Origin of the sequence: Streptomyces sp. NBC_01003, assembly GCF_045162695.1 — a bacterium.
In the GTDB taxonomy this organism is placed as follows: domain Bacteria; phylum Actinomycetota; class Actinomycetes; order Streptomycetales; family Streptomycetaceae; genus Streptomyces.
Genome location: NZ_CP108707.1, coordinates 2,661,934 through 2,676,197, shown reverse-complemented (window position 1 = coordinate 2,676,197; position 14,264 = coordinate 2,661,934). Strand labels below are relative to the sequence as shown.

General features: G+C 73.6%; 13 protein-coding genes. 7 read left to right on the top strand and 6 right to left on the bottom strand.

What is annotated here, in order from left to right; all coding sequences use genetic code 11:
* Nucleotides 1-6: 6 nt before the first annotated feature.
* The 4 genes from OG698_RS12365 to OG698_RS12350 all read right to left on the bottom strand — a co-directional run bounded on the left by OG698_RS12365 (nucleotide 7) and on the right by OG698_RS12350 (nucleotide 3,783).
* On the bottom strand, nucleotides 7-786 hold the full coding sequence (locus tag OG698_RS12365; protein WP_406103132.1) for a GntR family transcriptional regulator: 780 nt from the start codon (nucleotides 784-786) through the stop codon (nucleotides 7-9).
* A 62-nt stretch (nucleotides 787-848) separates the two neighbouring features.
* Nucleotides 849-1,208 (bottom strand): VOC family protein, encoded by a 360-nt coding sequence (locus OG698_RS12360; RefSeq protein ID WP_406103131.1) that lies wholly within the window; start codon nucleotides 1,206-1,208, stop codon nucleotides 849-851.
* A 119-nt stretch (nucleotides 1,209-1,327) separates the two neighbouring features.
* A complete protein-coding gene (locus tag OG698_RS12355; RefSeq protein WP_406103130.1) occupies nucleotides 1,328-2,167 on the bottom strand; it encodes a class I SAM-dependent methyltransferase in 840 nt (279 codons plus the stop codon).
* A gap of 110 nt (nucleotides 2,168-2,277) precedes the next feature.
* Nucleotides 2,278-3,783: a bifunctional phosphatase PAP2/diacylglycerol kinase family protein gene (locus tag OG698_RS12350; RefSeq protein ID WP_406103129.1), complete on the bottom strand. Its 1,506-nt coding sequence runs from the start codon at nucleotides 3,781-3,783 to the stop codon at nucleotides 2,278-2,280.
* A gap of 92 nt (nucleotides 3,784-3,875) precedes the next feature.
* Here OG698_RS12350 and OG698_RS12345 point away from each other — a divergent pair, with 92 nt between their 5' ends.
* From OG698_RS12345 to OG698_RS12335, 3 genes are all read left to right on the top strand, one after another.
* Nucleotides 3,876-5,507, top strand: a complete 1,632-nt coding sequence (locus OG698_RS12345) for an ATP-binding cassette domain-containing protein (RefSeq protein WP_406103128.1) — start codon at nucleotides 3,876-3,878, stop codon at nucleotides 5,505-5,507.
* Nucleotides 5,508-5,750: 243 nt separating this feature from the next.
* Complete coding sequence (locus OG698_RS12340) at nucleotides 5,751-7,010, top strand: aminotransferase class I/II-fold pyridoxal phosphate-dependent enzyme (protein ID WP_406103127.1); 1,260 nt, start codon at nucleotides 5,751-5,753, stop codon at nucleotides 7,008-7,010.
* Nucleotides 7,007-8,032 (top strand): MBL fold metallo-hydrolase, encoded by a 1,026-nt coding sequence (locus OG698_RS12335; protein WP_406103126.1) that lies wholly within the window; start codon nucleotides 7,007-7,009, stop codon nucleotides 8,030-8,032. Before OG698_RS12340 ends, OG698_RS12335 begins: the two co-directional genes overlap by 4 nt.
* On the opposite strand, the gene OG698_RS12330 is transcribed toward OG698_RS12335, so the two are convergent.
* Together OG698_RS12330 and OG698_RS12325 are read right to left on the bottom strand one after the other, a co-directional pair.
* A complete protein-coding gene (locus tag OG698_RS12330) occupies nucleotides 8,012-8,674 on the bottom strand; it encodes a DedA family protein (RefSeq protein ID WP_406103125.1) in 663 nt (220 codons plus the stop codon). The two genes, OG698_RS12335 and OG698_RS12330, sit on opposite strands and share 21 nt — an antisense overlap.
* The gene (locus OG698_RS12325) at nucleotides 8,671-9,444 is read right to left on the bottom strand and encodes an MBL fold metallo-hydrolase (protein ID WP_406103124.1); all 774 of its coding nucleotides are present in this window, start codon (nucleotides 9,442-9,444) and stop codon (nucleotides 8,671-8,673) included. The genes OG698_RS12330 and OG698_RS12325 overlap by 4 nt, the downstream gene beginning before the upstream one ends.
* Nucleotides 9,445-9,527: 83 nt before the next feature.
* Here OG698_RS12325 and OG698_RS12320 point away from each other — a divergent pair, with 83 nt between their 5' ends.
* From OG698_RS12320 to OG698_RS12305, 4 genes are all read left to right on the top strand, one after another.
* Nucleotides 9,528-9,959, top strand: coding sequence for a hypothetical protein (locus OG698_RS12320; protein WP_326773376.1), 432 nt, complete (start codon nucleotides 9,528-9,530; stop codon nucleotides 9,957-9,959).
* Between the two features lie 170 nt (nucleotides 9,960-10,129).
* On the top strand, nucleotides 10,130-12,211 hold the full coding sequence (locus OG698_RS12315; protein ID WP_406111001.1) for an alkaline phosphatase family protein: 2,082 nt from the start codon (nucleotides 10,130-10,132) through the stop codon (nucleotides 12,209-12,211).
* Nucleotides 12,212-12,297: 86 nt separating this feature from the next.
* Nucleotides 12,298-13,683, top strand: a complete 1,386-nt coding sequence (locus OG698_RS12310; protein WP_406110999.1) for an amino acid permease — start codon at nucleotides 12,298-12,300, stop codon at nucleotides 13,681-13,683.
* Between the two features lie 93 nt (nucleotides 13,684-13,776).
* Entirely contained in the window at nucleotides 13,777-14,202 is a 426-nt protein-coding gene (locus OG698_RS12305) for an OsmC family peroxiredoxin (RefSeq protein WP_399968008.1), read from the top strand.
* Nucleotides 14,203-14,264: the final 62 nt, after the last annotated feature.

The window sequence follows — 14,264 nt, the reverse complement described above, 5'->3', positions numbered from 1 at the left end:
CGAAATCTAATGGAGGCTGGTATACAAAGTGGTGCCGTCGTCGCGGCCATCCTCGGGGCCGTCGTCGCCGTCGTCGCCGAAGAGCGAGCGCAGGGCCACCGACCGGCTGTCGCGCACGTGCAGCAGCGTGCTCGCCGCGGCGGTCTCCTCGTCGCCCGCGACGATGTGCCGGAAGATCACCGCATGCTGCGCCCGCATATGGGCGGGTTCCTCGCGCAGGCCGAACAGCAGTTGGAGCTGCCAGGCGAGCTGTTCCATGGTGCGCGCAAGGAGCGGATTCCCGGACAGGGTCACGATGCCCTCGTGGAAAGCGGTGTGCGCAGCCACCTCGCGCGCCCCCTCGTCCGCCGCGGCCGCGCGCTCCGCCACGTCCAGCGTCCCGCGCAGCGCGCCGAGCCCTTCCGGCTCCTGCGGCGCGGCCCGCGCCACCCGCCGGGCCGCGAGCCGGGACGCCTGTACGGCCAGCGGCTCCCACACCTCGTAGAGATGCTCCACGTCGGCCCGCGCCAGCCGCCGTACGCGTACCCCGCTGTGCGGCAGAAGTTCGAGCAGGCCCTCGGTGACGAGCGAGCGGAGCGCCTCCCGCACCGGGACGCGCGACATCTGCAGCTCTTCGGCGACCTCGCGCTCGACGAGCCGGGAGCCCTGCGGGTAGCGCCGGTCGATGATGCGCTGCCGGATCTCGTCCCGCGCGCGCGAGCCGAGCGGCGGCCGGGCGCCGCCCCTCTTCACGGATTCCCCGGCCTCCCGGGTCTCCCCGCCGCCGTCACCGTCGCTGCCCGCCATGTCCACCGTCCTCGCTCCCGCCTGCCCGGGCGAGGATACGGGGACGGGCCCGCGGCCTCGCGCTATGCCTGGGCCTGGCCCTGCCGGTCGGCGTACTCGAAGACCGAGCCGTCAGGGTGCATCGCGATCAGGTTGCGGCCCGCGGGCGTCGGGACCGGCCCCGCGAGGACGCGGGCGCCGGACGCGCTGAGGACGGCGTGCGCCTCGTCGACGTTCGGGACGGCGATCGTCGCCGAGACCTTGCGCAGGACGTCGATCTCCTCCTTCGGCCCGCTCATCAGGAGGAAGCAGCCGACCGCAGCGACGGAGACCCCGCCGCGCTCGAAGCGCAGGGCCCGGCTGCCCGCGAGCCGTTCGTAGAGCGCGACCGAGGACTCCAGGTCCTCGACGCAGATACGCAGCGTGGTTCCCAGGATCTCCATAGCGGTGAGCGTAGTTGGCCACGCGCGGACGCGTGATCACTTCCGGGGAACGACGGGGATCGGTCATGAGGAGGCGTGCCGGCGTCACCGGGGGGACGGTGACGCGGGCCCCGCGCCGCTCAGCTCTCCTCGCCCCCGTGATCCGTCTTGCGGCACAGGATTTCGCCGTGCAGTACCGAGAACCAGGCGTCAGGCTGCTTCCCCCATGTCCGCCACGCCTCGGAGATCTCCTCCAGCCGGGCAGCCGTCGCGTGGCCGCTCTCGGTAGCGCGGTCGGCGTACGTGGAGGCGAGGGTGCGGTCCGCCCACAGGCCGCTCCACCACTCGATCTCGTCCGGTGTGGCATAACACCAGGTGGACGATGACGAGTTGATGTCGGCCGCGTCGAAACCGGCCTCCAGTGCCCAGGACTTGAGACGCCGGCCCGCGTCCGGCTCGCCGCCGTTGGCGCGGGCGACCCGCCGGTACAGGTCCAGCCAGTCGTCCATGGCCGGCGCGTTCGGATACCAGGTCATGGCCGCGTAGTCCGAATCGCGGACGGCGATGAACCCGGTGGGCTTGGTGACGCGGCGCATCTCGCGCAGGGCCCGCACCGGGTCGCCGACGTGCTGGAGCACCTGGTGGGCGTGCACGACGCAGAACGTGTCGTCCGGGTAGTCCAGTGCGTGGACGTCCGCCGTCGCGAAGTCGACGTTGGTCAGGCCGCGTCCGGCCGCCGTCGCCCGGGCCTCGTCGAGGATCCCCGCGGCCTGGTCCACGCCGGTGACATGCCCCTCGGGGACCAGCGCCGCCAGGTCGGCGGTGATGGTCCCCGGGCCGCACCCGATGTCCAGGATCTTCATGTGCGGCTTCAGTGAACCGAGCAGATACGCCGCCGAGTTGGCGGCGGTGCGCCAGGTGTGGGAGCGCAGCACGGACTCGTGGTGGCCGTGCGTGTAGACAGCGGTCTCCTTCGGCATGGCGGACCCCTTCGCAAGATCGGTGAGCGGTGAACCCAGTGGGATCACCGTACGCCGATCCTCCGAATATTGAGATGCCCATCTCATGATGCGGACTCGGCTTGGACGCGTCACAGTATGGTCAGCGGCCGGTAGACCCGCAGCGCCTCGTGCTGCTTGTCGATGGTCAACTCCCTTCCGCACGGCCCGACTTCACCGTCAAAGGCCAGTGGCGTGCCGGGGCTGATGCGGTCCATGCGCAGCCGCGTGCGCCGGATGGCGGCGTGGAAGGGGGAGCGGGACAGGGGTCCCGCGAGCGCCGCCGCCAGGAGGCGTACGCCCGGCAGTCGGCCGCCGTGCACCACGCGCACGTCGAGCAGGCCGTCCGCGAGGTCCGCGCGCCGGCCCGCCGTGAGTCCCATCCGGCGGTACGTGCAGTTCCCGGCGAACACCATCCACAACGGCCGCCGCTTACCGTCCAGTTCGGCCTGCAGGGGGTGGTCGCGGCGCAGCACGTGCGTGGCGGCCACCACGTCGGCGAGCCGGCCGCCGATCCGCCGCGACCAGCGCTCGCGCTCCTTCACCAGCTCCGGGTACACGCCCAGGCTGAAGGTGTTGAGGAAGATCCCGGAGGTGGCCGACGACCGGAAGCGGCCGACGTCGACCGCGACGGCGTCGCCCGCCTCGACGGCCCGCGACAGATCGCCCGGGTCCTCGATCCCCAGGTCGTACGCGAAGTGGTTGAGCGTGCCGCCCGGAAGCACGGCGAGCGGCAGACCGTGGCGCAGGGCGACGCCCGCCGCGGTGTTCACCGTGCCGTCCCCGCCGCACACCCCGAGCGCCCGCGCCCGCGTCGCCGCCTTCTCCAGCGCGGCCGGCAGATCGGACCCGGAGGCCTCGACGAACTCGGCGTGCGGCAGCAGCCCACGCAGCGCCCGCGCCTGGTCCGGACTGCCCGCACCGGTGTTGACCACCATCACCAGGCCCTCACCGCCGGGCAGCTTCGGCACGTCGTCCACCAGCGGGCGGCCCGGCGACGGCATCTGGTCGCGGGTCGGCACGAGTCCCCGTACCGCGAAGGCCGCGCCCGCCCCGAGCGCGGCGCCCGCGAGGACGTCGCCCGGGAAGTGCGCGCCCGTATAGACACGGGACGCGGCGACGGAGAACGCGAGGGGCGCCACCAGCGCGCCCAGCGGGCGGGACTCCAGCGCGACGCCCGCGGCGAACGCGGCCGCCGACGCCGCATGCCCGGACGGGAACGACGTCGTGACCGGCTGCCGCTTCAGGCGCCGCACCAGCGGCACCGGGTCGAGCACGGGCCGCGGCCTGCGCACCGAACGCTTGCCGAGCGTGTTGATCGTCGCGGACGCCACGGCGAGCGAGGCGACCCCGCGCACGGCCGCGCGGCGGGCCTTCGGTGAACCGCCCACCGCCAGCGCGCCCGCCACCGCGAACCACAGCACCCCATGGTTCGCGCTGCGGCTCAGCCGGGGCAGGACACGGTCGCCGCCCGGCCAGTGCCGGCGCGCCGCATACTCGAAAACACGCAGGTCAAGGGAGGCGAGTCGGCCGCGCAGGCCGGGGCCCGCAGGGGGCGCGGTCCGCCAGGTCGTCAGATGGTCGAGGTCAGCGCACATTGCGCACGTGTACCCGCCGTGAGGCCCCGCACCCCGGGGGCGTGCCGAAATCGTTTTGCTCCTCACCCGGCCGGGCGCCCACAATGCGGACCATGGGACATCTGGAAGCCGCGCACCTCGAGTACTACTTGCCGGACGGGCGGGCGCTGCTCGGTGATGTCTCCTTCCGGGTCGGGGAGGGCTCCGTGGTCGCCCTCGTGGGGCCGAACGGCGCGGGAAAGACGACGCTCCTCAAGCTGATCTCCGGGGAGCTGAAGCCGCATGGCGGCACCGTCACCGTCGGCGGCGGGCTCGGCGTGATGTCGCAGTTCGTCGGCTCGGTGCGCGACGAGACGACCGTGCGCGACCTGCTCGTATCGGTTGCGACCCCGCGGATCAGGGAGGCGGCGAAGGCCGTCGACAAGGCCGAGCACCTGATCATGACCGTCGACGACGAGGCGGCGCAGCTCGAATACGCGCAGGCCCTGTCCGACTGGGCCGAGGCGCGCGGCTACGAGGCCGAGACGGTCTGGGACATGTGCACCACGGCCGCCCTCGGCATCCCGTACGACACGGCCCAGTTCCGCGAGGTCCGCACGCTCTCCGGCGGCGAGCAGAAACGACTCGTCCTCGAAGCGCTGCTGCGCGGCACGGACGAGGTCCTCCTCCTCGACGAGCCGGACAACTATCTCGACGTGCCCGGCAAGCGCTGGCTGGAGGAGAAGCTGCGCGAGACCCGTAAGACGGTCCTGTTCGTCTCCCACGACCGGGAGCTGCTCGCCCGCTCCGCCGAGAAGATCGTCAGCGTCGAGCCGGGACCCGCCGGCGCCGACGCCTGGGTGCACGGCGCCGGCTTCGCGACGTACCACGAGGCGCGGCGCGAGCGGTTCGCGCGCTTCGAGGAGCTGCGCAGGCGCTGGGACGAGAAGCACGCCCAGCTGAAGAAGCTCGTCCTCAACCTGCGGCAGGCGGCCGCGGTCAGCCACGAGATGGCGTCCCGCTACGCGGCGGCGCAGACCCGCCTGCGCAAGTTCGAGGAGGCGGGACCCCCGCCCGAGCCGCCGCGCGAGCAGGACATCACCATGCGCCTGCACGGCGGCCGCACCGGGGTGCGGGCCATCACCTGCAAGGGCCTTGAGCTGACCGGTCTCATGCAACCGTTCGACCTGGAGGTCTTCTACGGCGAGCGGGTCGCGGTCCTCGGCTCGAACGGTTCGGGCAAGTCGCACTTCCTGCGCCTGCTCGCCGGGAACCCCGGCGACACGGTCGCGCACACGGGGGAGTGGAGGCTCGGCGCGCGCGTCGTGCCCGGCCACTTCGCCCAGACCCACGCCCACCCCGAGCTCCAGGGCCGCACCCTGCTCGACATCCTCTGGCTCGACCACGCCAAGGACCGCGGCGCGGCGATGGGGCGGCTGCGGCGCTACGAGCTGACGGCCCAGGCCGAGCAGAAGTTCGAGCGGCTCTCGGGCGGCCAGCAGGCCCGCTTCCAGATCCTGCTGCTCGAACTGGCCGGAGTGACGGCGCTCCTCCTCGACGAGCCGACGGACAACCTCGACCTGGAGTCCGCCGAGGCGCTCCAGGAGGGCCTGGAGGCGTTCGACGGCACGGTCCTCGCCGTCACGCACGACCGCTGGTTCGCGCGCTCCTTCGACCGCTACCTCGTCTTCGGCAGCGACGGCCGGCTGCGCGAGTCCGACGAACCCGTCTGGGACGAGCGCAGGGTGGAGCGGGCGCGGGGGTGACGGACGCGCGCGGGTGACCGGCGCCGCCCCCGCCGGCGCCCCGTCACCCACTCGGCCCAGCTCCGCGCGACCCTCCCCTCGCCGCATTCCCACGTGCTCCCCCTCCCGGGACGCGGCCGCCGTCCCTCCCGTGCAGGCCGCGCGCGAGTGTGCGGCTCGGGAGAGGCTGGGGAGGGTATGAGGTGCCTATGAGGTGCCCATGAGGTCCAGGCAGTGCGGACTGGCGGCGCGTGGAGGTGGCACATGCGGGGGAACGACCACGGGATCCTGGAGGGGCGCGGGCCCGTCCGGTACGGGCCGCCGCTGCCGGACGACGGCCTTCCCGTCCTGCCCGAGCTGGCCGCCGCGGCCGCCGCCGCGGACCCGGCAGCCCCGGAACCGCCCGGCGGCTCCCCGTCCCTCCTCGACGCCGCCTGTGGCTACTGGCAGCGGCGCGGACTCCCCACCGAACCGGGCGGCACCGCGGCCGCGCCCGGCGGCGTACCCCTGCTCCTCGCGCTGACCGCCGCGATCGGCGGCGACGTGCTGCTGCCCCGGCCCTGCCCGGCCTGGTGGGAGCCCCAGGCACGGCTCCTCGGCCGGTCCGTCTTCCACGTGGCGACGCCCGCCGAGTGCGGCGGCGTCCCCGATCCGTACGCCCTCCTCGAGACCGCGCGCCGCGTCCGCGCCGAGGGCGGCGACCCGCGGCTCCTCGTCCTGTCCGTCGCCGACGACCCGACCGGGACCGTGCCGCCGCCCGAGATCCTGCACGAGGCGGTCGAGGCCGCCGCGGAGGAGGGTCTGCACATCGTCAGCGACGAGACCTGGCGCGACACCCTGCACCACGACCCGGCCCGCGCCACCGTCCTGATCGGCCCCGCCGAGATGCTGCCCGAACACGTCACTGTCGTCACCGACCTCACCGGTGCCTACCTGCCGCCCGGCCTGCCCGCGGCCGTCGCCCGCTTCCCCGCCACCGCGCGCGGAGCCGCGCTGCGCGCCCGCGTCCTGGACATCCTCACCGCGCTCGGCGCGGTCCTTTCGGCCCCCGCCGCGGCGGCCGCGACGTACGCGCTCGGCGAGCCCGCCGGAATCACCGCGCGCCTGCGCGCCACGACCGCGCTCCACGCGCGCGTGGCCGGCGCCGTGCACCGCGCGGTGCTCCTCTCCGGCGGACTCGCCCGGCCGCCCGAAGCGGGCCGCCAGCTGTACGCGGACCTGGACCGGCTGCGCCCCGCGCTCGCCGCCCGCGGCGTCGGCGACGCCCAGGACCTGGAGGACCGACTCTCCGAGCGGCTCGGCATGCCCACCCCCGGCGGCCACCGCTTCGGCGACGGCCTCGCCGCGCTGCGGGTACGCCTGTCCACCGGCCCCTTCCTCGGCTCAACCCCGCAGGAGCGCATGACGTCTCTCACCGCGCCGGAACCTCTGGAATTGCCGCACGTACAGCGGGCGTTGAGCATGTTGGAGTCGGCTCTCGACGACCTCAGGGCCGACGTCAAGGGATGGGAGAGTCCTCGATGACGCAGCAGTCCGAGTCGACGGCACAGCGAGCTGATGCCCCCGCGTCCTTCGTACCCCTCGCCGAGCCGAAGCCGCTCGGCGGGGGACGTATGTGGCCCAAGTCGTTCGCCGACCGCCTGACGGCGCCGCTGCCCGGACTGCGCGCCTTCGCCCGGTTCGCCAGGGAGGGCGCGCTGCGTCCGCCGCCCGACGCGCTGAAGGAGATCGCCGCCCTGCCGTTCGAGCCGGGACCACTGCCGACCGTGGACGCCCGTACCGTCGCGGTCAGCTGGGCGGGGCACGCCAGTTGGGTGCTGCGCATAGGCGGCCTCACCGTGCTCACCGACCCGGTCTGGTCCCGCAAGATCCTCGGCACCCCGGCCCGCGTCACCCCGGCCGGCGTCGCCTGGAGCGCCCTGCCCCCCGTCGACGCCGTCGTCATCAGCCACAACCACTACGACCACCTGGACGCCCCCACCCTCAAAAGGCTCCCGAGGGACACACCCGTGTTCGTCCCCGCCGGACTCGGCCGCTGGTTCACCCGCCGCCGCTTCACCCGCGTCACGGAGCTCGACTGGTGGGAGGCGGCGGAACTGGGCGGCGTGCGCTTCGACTTCGTCCCGGCGCACCACTGGTCCAAGCGCAGCCTCGTCGACACCTGCCGCACCCTGTGGGGCGGTTGGGTCCTCACCGACCTGGAGGGACAGCGGGTCTACTTCGCGGGGGACACCGGATACGGCCACTGGTTCTCGGAGATCGGCAGCCGCTACCCCGGCATCGACCTGGCGCTCCTGCCCATCGGCGCCTACGAGCCGCGCTGGTGGCTGAAGGACGTCCACTGCGACCCGGAGGATGCGGTGCAGGCCGCGCAGGACGTGGGCGCGCGCCGTATGGCGCCCATGCACTGGGCCACGTTCCTGCTCTCGGCCGAGCCGGTCCTCGAACCCCTCACGCGCGTACGGGCCGCCTGGCAGAAGGCGGGACTTGCGCGCAAGGACCTGTGGGACCTGCCGGTCGGCGCCTCACGCGTGCTGACCGTCTGAGCGGCCCCCGCGCGCCCGCCGCCACACGGCGGGCGCCGCGCTGATCACCAGCGTCAGGCCGACCGCCGCCACGACGCCCTCCCACGGCTCACTGAACAGGGAGCCGCCGAGGATGCCGATGAGCTGATACGTCACGGCCCAGGCCAGGCACGCCGGGACGTCCCCGCGCGCGAACTGCCGCAGCGGCATCCTCGCCATCAGGCACGCCAGCATCACGGGGATGCGCCCGGCGGGCACGAGCCGGGACAGGACGAGCACCATCACCCCGTGGCCGGCGAGTTTGTCCTGCGCCTGCGCGAGCCGCTCCTCGGGCGCCCGGTCCCGGATCGCGGCCAGCCACCTCGAGCCGTTCTTCGACCCCATGCCGCGCTGCCCCAGCCAGTACAGCGCCACATCGCCGAGGAACGCCGCGAACGCGGAGACACCGAACACCAGGAGCAGCGAGAACGGCGCCGTCTGATGAAAGGCGACCACGGCCGCCGAGCTGACGAGCGCCCCCGTGGGGATGACCGGCACCAGCGCCCCGATCACGATCAGCAGGAACAACGACGGGTATCCGACGGCCTGTTGGGTGGACTCCGGCGGCGCGTGCGTCACCGCGGCGGCGAGCAGCTCGCGGCCCGCGCCACTGACCGGATTCACCTGGCGACCTCCGGCCGCACACTCTCACCGTGACCGAGCAGATGCACCGTCACCTCGGGCGCCAACTGGGCGGAGCGCCGCACGAACTCCTCGCCCGGCGTGTGGAATTCGTGCGGCCGCACCGCGTCCATGCCGATCGGCCAGTACGTCCCGTAGTGCACCGGCACGGCGCTGCGCGGGGCGATCCGGGCGAGCGCCTCGGCGGCGCGGCCCGCGTCCAGATGGTGCGGCCCGAGACAGGGCCCCCACCCCCCGACCGGCAGGAGCGCCACATCCACCTCGCCCACCGCCTCCGCCATGGAGTCGAAGAGCCCGGTGTCACCGGCGAAATACGTGCGGGCCTCGCCGCTCACCACGAACCCGAGCGCGGGGGAGCGGTGCGGTCCCACCGGGATGCGCCGCCCGTCGTGCGACGCGGGCACGGCGCGTACGACGAGGTCGCCCACCTCCACGCGGGTGCCCGGCTCGACCTCCGTGAGCCGCAGATGCGTGAGCCTGCGCAGGCCGGGCACCGCGCGCCGGGCCCCTCGCGGGAGCAGGACCCGGGTGCCGGGCGCGAGCCGGGCCAGGGACGGGACGTGCAGATGGTCGGCGTGCAGATGAGAGACGAGCACGACGTCGGCGACCGCGGCCTCGGGCGGTGGGGGCGCCCCGCGGCGCCGGCGCAGATGGGCGAGGCGGCGCGTGAAGAGCGGGTCGGTCAGCACGCGGATTCCCGAGTCCTCGACCGTGCAGGTGGCGTGACCCCACCAGGTGATCTCCACCGGCACCTCCAGGACCTCCTCCGTGCGACTCCCCCGAGCCTACGGGCAGGAGTAGGGTCGTCGGGGAAACCGGAGGTGAGGGGGACACCATGGGTGAAACGGCGGGAGAGACCGCGGCCGGCGCGGTCCGCGTCACGGCGATCGCCAGCCTGACGCCGCTGGAGGAGCTGGACGCCGACCCCTTCCTCGTGGACTCGCGCAGCCAGCACGCGATGTGCGCCCGCTGGGCCGCCGACCGGGGCTACGTCGTGACCAGAGAACTCCTCGTCCACTCACTGCGCTCCGACCACGACGTGCTGTGGGCGGACGTCGACGCGGGCCTCGTCGACCTGTTCGTCGCCCCGAGCGACCGGGTCCTGCGGGCCGCGCTGCGCTCGGTCGACGAGTTCACGGCCGAGTGCGAGCGCCGCGGCGTCCGCCTGGAGACCGCGGGCCTCGCCGAGCCGTCGTACAACGCGGAGATGAAGAAGCGCGTCCACCGCCGGATGTCGATGCCGACGGCCGGTTACGACGGCTGCTGAGCCGGCACCACGGTCGCCCCGCGCCGCCCCGTGCCGGGCCCCTGTGTTCGCAGTCAGGGGAGAACCCGGACGTATCGCGCTCATATGACACGCTTGGCGCGGGGCCGACGACGTGACGGCGAGAGGGTGAGCGAGGCGTGGGCGAGGGGCGTTGGCGGCGGTTCGCCAGCATGTGCTGGCGGTCGATCGCGGTGTGGGCGGTCAGTACCGTCACGATGCTCGTGCTCGCCGGGATCCTGCCGGACTTCAAGCTCCAGTCGGACAACGGCGACAGTGCCACCCGCATCGGCGTCACCGCCGCGCTCGGCGCGGGGGCCTTCGCCGTCCTGTCCGTGCTGGTGTGGCCGCTCCTCGTGCGCGCCCTGCTCCTGGTGCCCGCGCTCGTCCTCGGCCTCGTCGTCTTCTTCCTCAACGGCGGACTGCTGCTCTTCGCCCTGGCCATCGTCCCCGACGGCCGGGGCGAGGCGAACCCCGAGACCGCCGTCGTGGTCGCCGCCGTGATGTCCGCGGTGGCGTCCGCCACCGGGGGAGCCCTCGCCGTACGCGACGACGACGCCTACCGCCGCCGCCTGTACCGCCTCGCCGACCGGCGTCGCCGCAGAGGGAGCGCCGGAGCGGGACCGTCCACCCCCGGCACCGTCTTCCTCCAGCTCGACGGCGTCGGCCACGACGTCCTGCGCGACGCCGTGAACCAGGACGTGATGCCCACCGTCGGCGCCTGGCTCGGCGCCGGCACCCACCGCCTCACGCCCTGGCGCACCGACTGGTCCAGCCAGACGGGCGCCAGCCAGCTCGGCATCCTGCACGGCAGCAACTACGACGTGCCCGCGTTCCGCTGGTACGAGAAGGACACCCGCGAGGTTCAGGTCTCCAACCGGCCCACCAGCGCCGCCGAACTCCAGCGCCGCGCCGTCGAGCACACCGGCGACGGCGGCCTGCTCACCCTGGACGGCGCCAGCCGCGGCAACCTCTTCAGCGGAGGCGCCGAACAGGTCGCCCTCGTGCTGTCCGTCGCGGCCCGCCGCGGCAAGGAGAACCGCTCGCGCGCCGGCTACTTCGCGTACTTCAGCGACCCGGCGAACGCCGTGCGCACCGCCCTGTCCTTCGTCGCCGAGGTCGGCCGCGAGATCGGCCAGTCCACCCGAGCCCGCCTGACCCGGCAGCGCCCCCGCGTCGGCCGCGGCGGGCTCTACCCGTTCATCCGCGCCTTCGCGACCGTCGTGGAGCGGGACGTCGTCGTCGCCGCGGTCGTCGGCGACATGCTCGCGGGCCGCAGCGCGGTCTACGCGGACCTCGTCGCGTACGACGAGGTCGCCCACCACTCCGGGCCCGTCAGCCGCGACGCCGAGAAGGTCCTCGCACGCCTCGACCGCTCCCTCGCGCTGATCGCGAAGGTCGCCGAGCACGCCCCGCGCCGGTACCGGATCGTCGTCCTGTCCGACCACGGGCAGAGCCCCGGCGAGACGTTCCGCGCCCGCTACGGGCTCGGCCTCCAGGACCTCGTCCGGGCGGGCTGCGGACTGCCCGTGCCGCGCCGGGCCCGGCGCACACACAGTGGTGCCGAGGCCCGCTCCGCCGTCAGGGCGGCGCTGCGCCGGCCCGTCGAGGAGGGCGGCGAGAAGGACCGCCCCGCGTCGCGCCGCTCCGAGCCGATCGTCCTCGCCTCCGGCAACCTCGGCCTGGTCTCCTTCCCCGACGTGCCGCACCGCATGAGCAAGGAGGAGATCGACGCCCGCCACCCGGCGCTCCTGACGACCCTCGCCAACCACCCCGGCATCGGCTTCCTGCTGGTGCGCAGCGAGGAGCACGGCGCCGTCGTCCTCGGCGCGCGCGGCGCCGAGATCCCCCTGGCCGACCTCGACGAGCGCCCGGGACCCCTGGTCGACTTCGGCGCGCACGCGGCCGACGCGGTCCGCCGCACCGACTCCTTCCCGCACACCGCCGACATCATGGTGAACTCCTGGTACGACCCGGCCGAGGGCGAAGTGCTCGCCTTCGAGGAGCAGATCGGATCCCACGGAGGCCTCGGCGGCGCCCAGGGACACCCGTTCCTGCTCGCCCCGGCGGCCTTCTCACCGCCGGTCGCCGAGGGTGCCGAACTGGTGGGTGCCCAGCAGGTCCACCACGTGCTCCGCCGCTGGCTGCGCGAGGGCTGCGGCCCCCAGGTCCCGCTGGACAAATTCCGGCACGAACCCGCCCCAGGCGCATCATTTACGGCCGCGACGGTCACTCCGCAGGACGAATCCGCCTGATTTTGAACGGTGTGTGCCGGGGACCGACCATGGGACGTCGCCCGGCGATCCCGGTCGGCGCCCGCACGAGAGAGGCGCACCACCCCATGCCCCACACCGGAACCGTGACGAAGCCGGCTCCGGCCCCGCAGCACGAAGAGCTCCCCAGCAAGCACGCCCGCCGCTTCGGGCTCCCCATCGCCACCGCCCTCGTGATGGGCAACATCATCGGCGGCGGCATCTTCCTGCTCCCGGCCTCCGTCGCCCCCTTCGGCACCATCAGCCTCGTCGCGTTCGGCGTCCTGACCGTCGGAGCCATCACCCTCGCACTCGTCTTCGGCCGCCTCGCCCACCGCCATCCGCAGACCGGCGGACCCTACGTCTACGCGCGCGAGGCGTTCGGCGACTTCGCAGGGTTCCTGGCCTCCTGGTCGTACTGGATCACCACCTGGGTGTCGAACGCGGCGCTCGCCGTGGCCGCCGTCGGCTACCTCGACGTGCTGCTGCCCATCCACGGCTCCACGTTCTGGACCATCGTCGCCGCGCTCACCGTCCAGTGGCTGCCCGCCCTCGCCAACCTCGCGGGCACCCGCTACGTCGGCGCGGTGCAGCTCGTGTCGACCGTCCTCAAGTTCGCGCCGCTGCTCCTGGTCGCCGTCGGCGGCCTGTTCTTCTTCCACGCCGACAACCTCGGACCGTTCCGGGCGAGCGGCGACTCCTCGCTCGGCGCCGTCTCCGCGTCCGCCGCGATCCTGCTCTTCAGCTACCTCGGCGTCGAGTCCGCCTCGGTCAGCGCCGGCGAGGTCCGCGACCCCGAGCGCAACGTGGGCCGCGCCACCGTCCTCGGCACCGGCCTCGCCGCCCTCCTCTACCTGCTGTGCACCCTCGCCGTCTTCGGGACCGTCGCCCACGACCGGCTCGTCGACTCCAGCGCGCCCTTCTCCGACGCCGTCAACGCCATGTTCGGCGGCACCTGGGGCGGCACCGCCGTAGCCATAGCCGCCCTGGTCTCCATGCTCGGCGCCCTGAACGGCTGGACGCTCCTGAGCGCCCAGACCCCGTACGCCGCCGCCAAGGACGGCCTGTTCCCCGCGGTGTTCGCCAAGAAGAAGCGCGGCATCCCGACCGCCGGCGTCCTCGTCGCCGTCACCCTCGCCTCGCTCCTGACCGTCTACAACTACACGGCGGGCTCGGCCGGGGTCTTCGAGACGCTCGTCCTCGTCACCACGTTCACCGCGACCGTCCCCTACCTCCTCGCGACAGCCGCCCAGATCTACTTCCTGCTGTCCGGACAGGGCCACCGCGTCAGCGGCCCGCGCCTGGCCCGCGACCTGGTGCTCGCGCTCGCCGCGTTCGGCTTCTCGCTGTGGCTGGTCGGCGGCGCCGGATACGCGGCCGTCTACCAGGGCGTCCTGTTCCTGTTCGCCGGAGTACTCGTCTACGCGTGGATGGCGGCCCGCAAGAAGCGCACCGCCGCGGACGCCACCGACTGATCCGTGCCCCGTGCGCATTCCGGCCATAAGCGGTCCGGGTGTGGTCGGATGGTGCCCAACGCCCCAACGGGCACCCGACTGAAGGGAATCACCGTGGCTACCACGCGCTCCGCGCACACCGTGTGGGAAGGCGATCTGCTCAAGGGGAGCGGCGTCGTCACCTTCGACTCGTCCGGCATCGGCGAGCAGGCCGTGTCCTGGCCCTCCCGCGCCGAGCAGGCCAACGGCAAGACCAGTCCGGAGGAGCTGATCGCCGCCGCGCACTCCAGCTGCTTCTCGATGGCCCTGTCCAACGGCCTCACGACCGGCGGCAACCCGCCCACCAAGCTGGTCACGTCCGCGGACGTCACGTTCCAGCCGGGTGAGGGCATCACCGGCATTCACCTCACGGTGGAGGGCACGGTGCCGGGGCTCGACGAGGCCGGATTCGCCGCGGCGGCCGAGGACGCCAAGAAGAACTGCCCGGTGAGCCAGGCGCTCACCGGCACCACGATCACCCTCACGGCGAAGCTCGCCTGACGACGCACGCCCAGCCTTCACGTGCCGCGGTCCCGCAGCGACGGGCCCGCGGCACTGCTGTC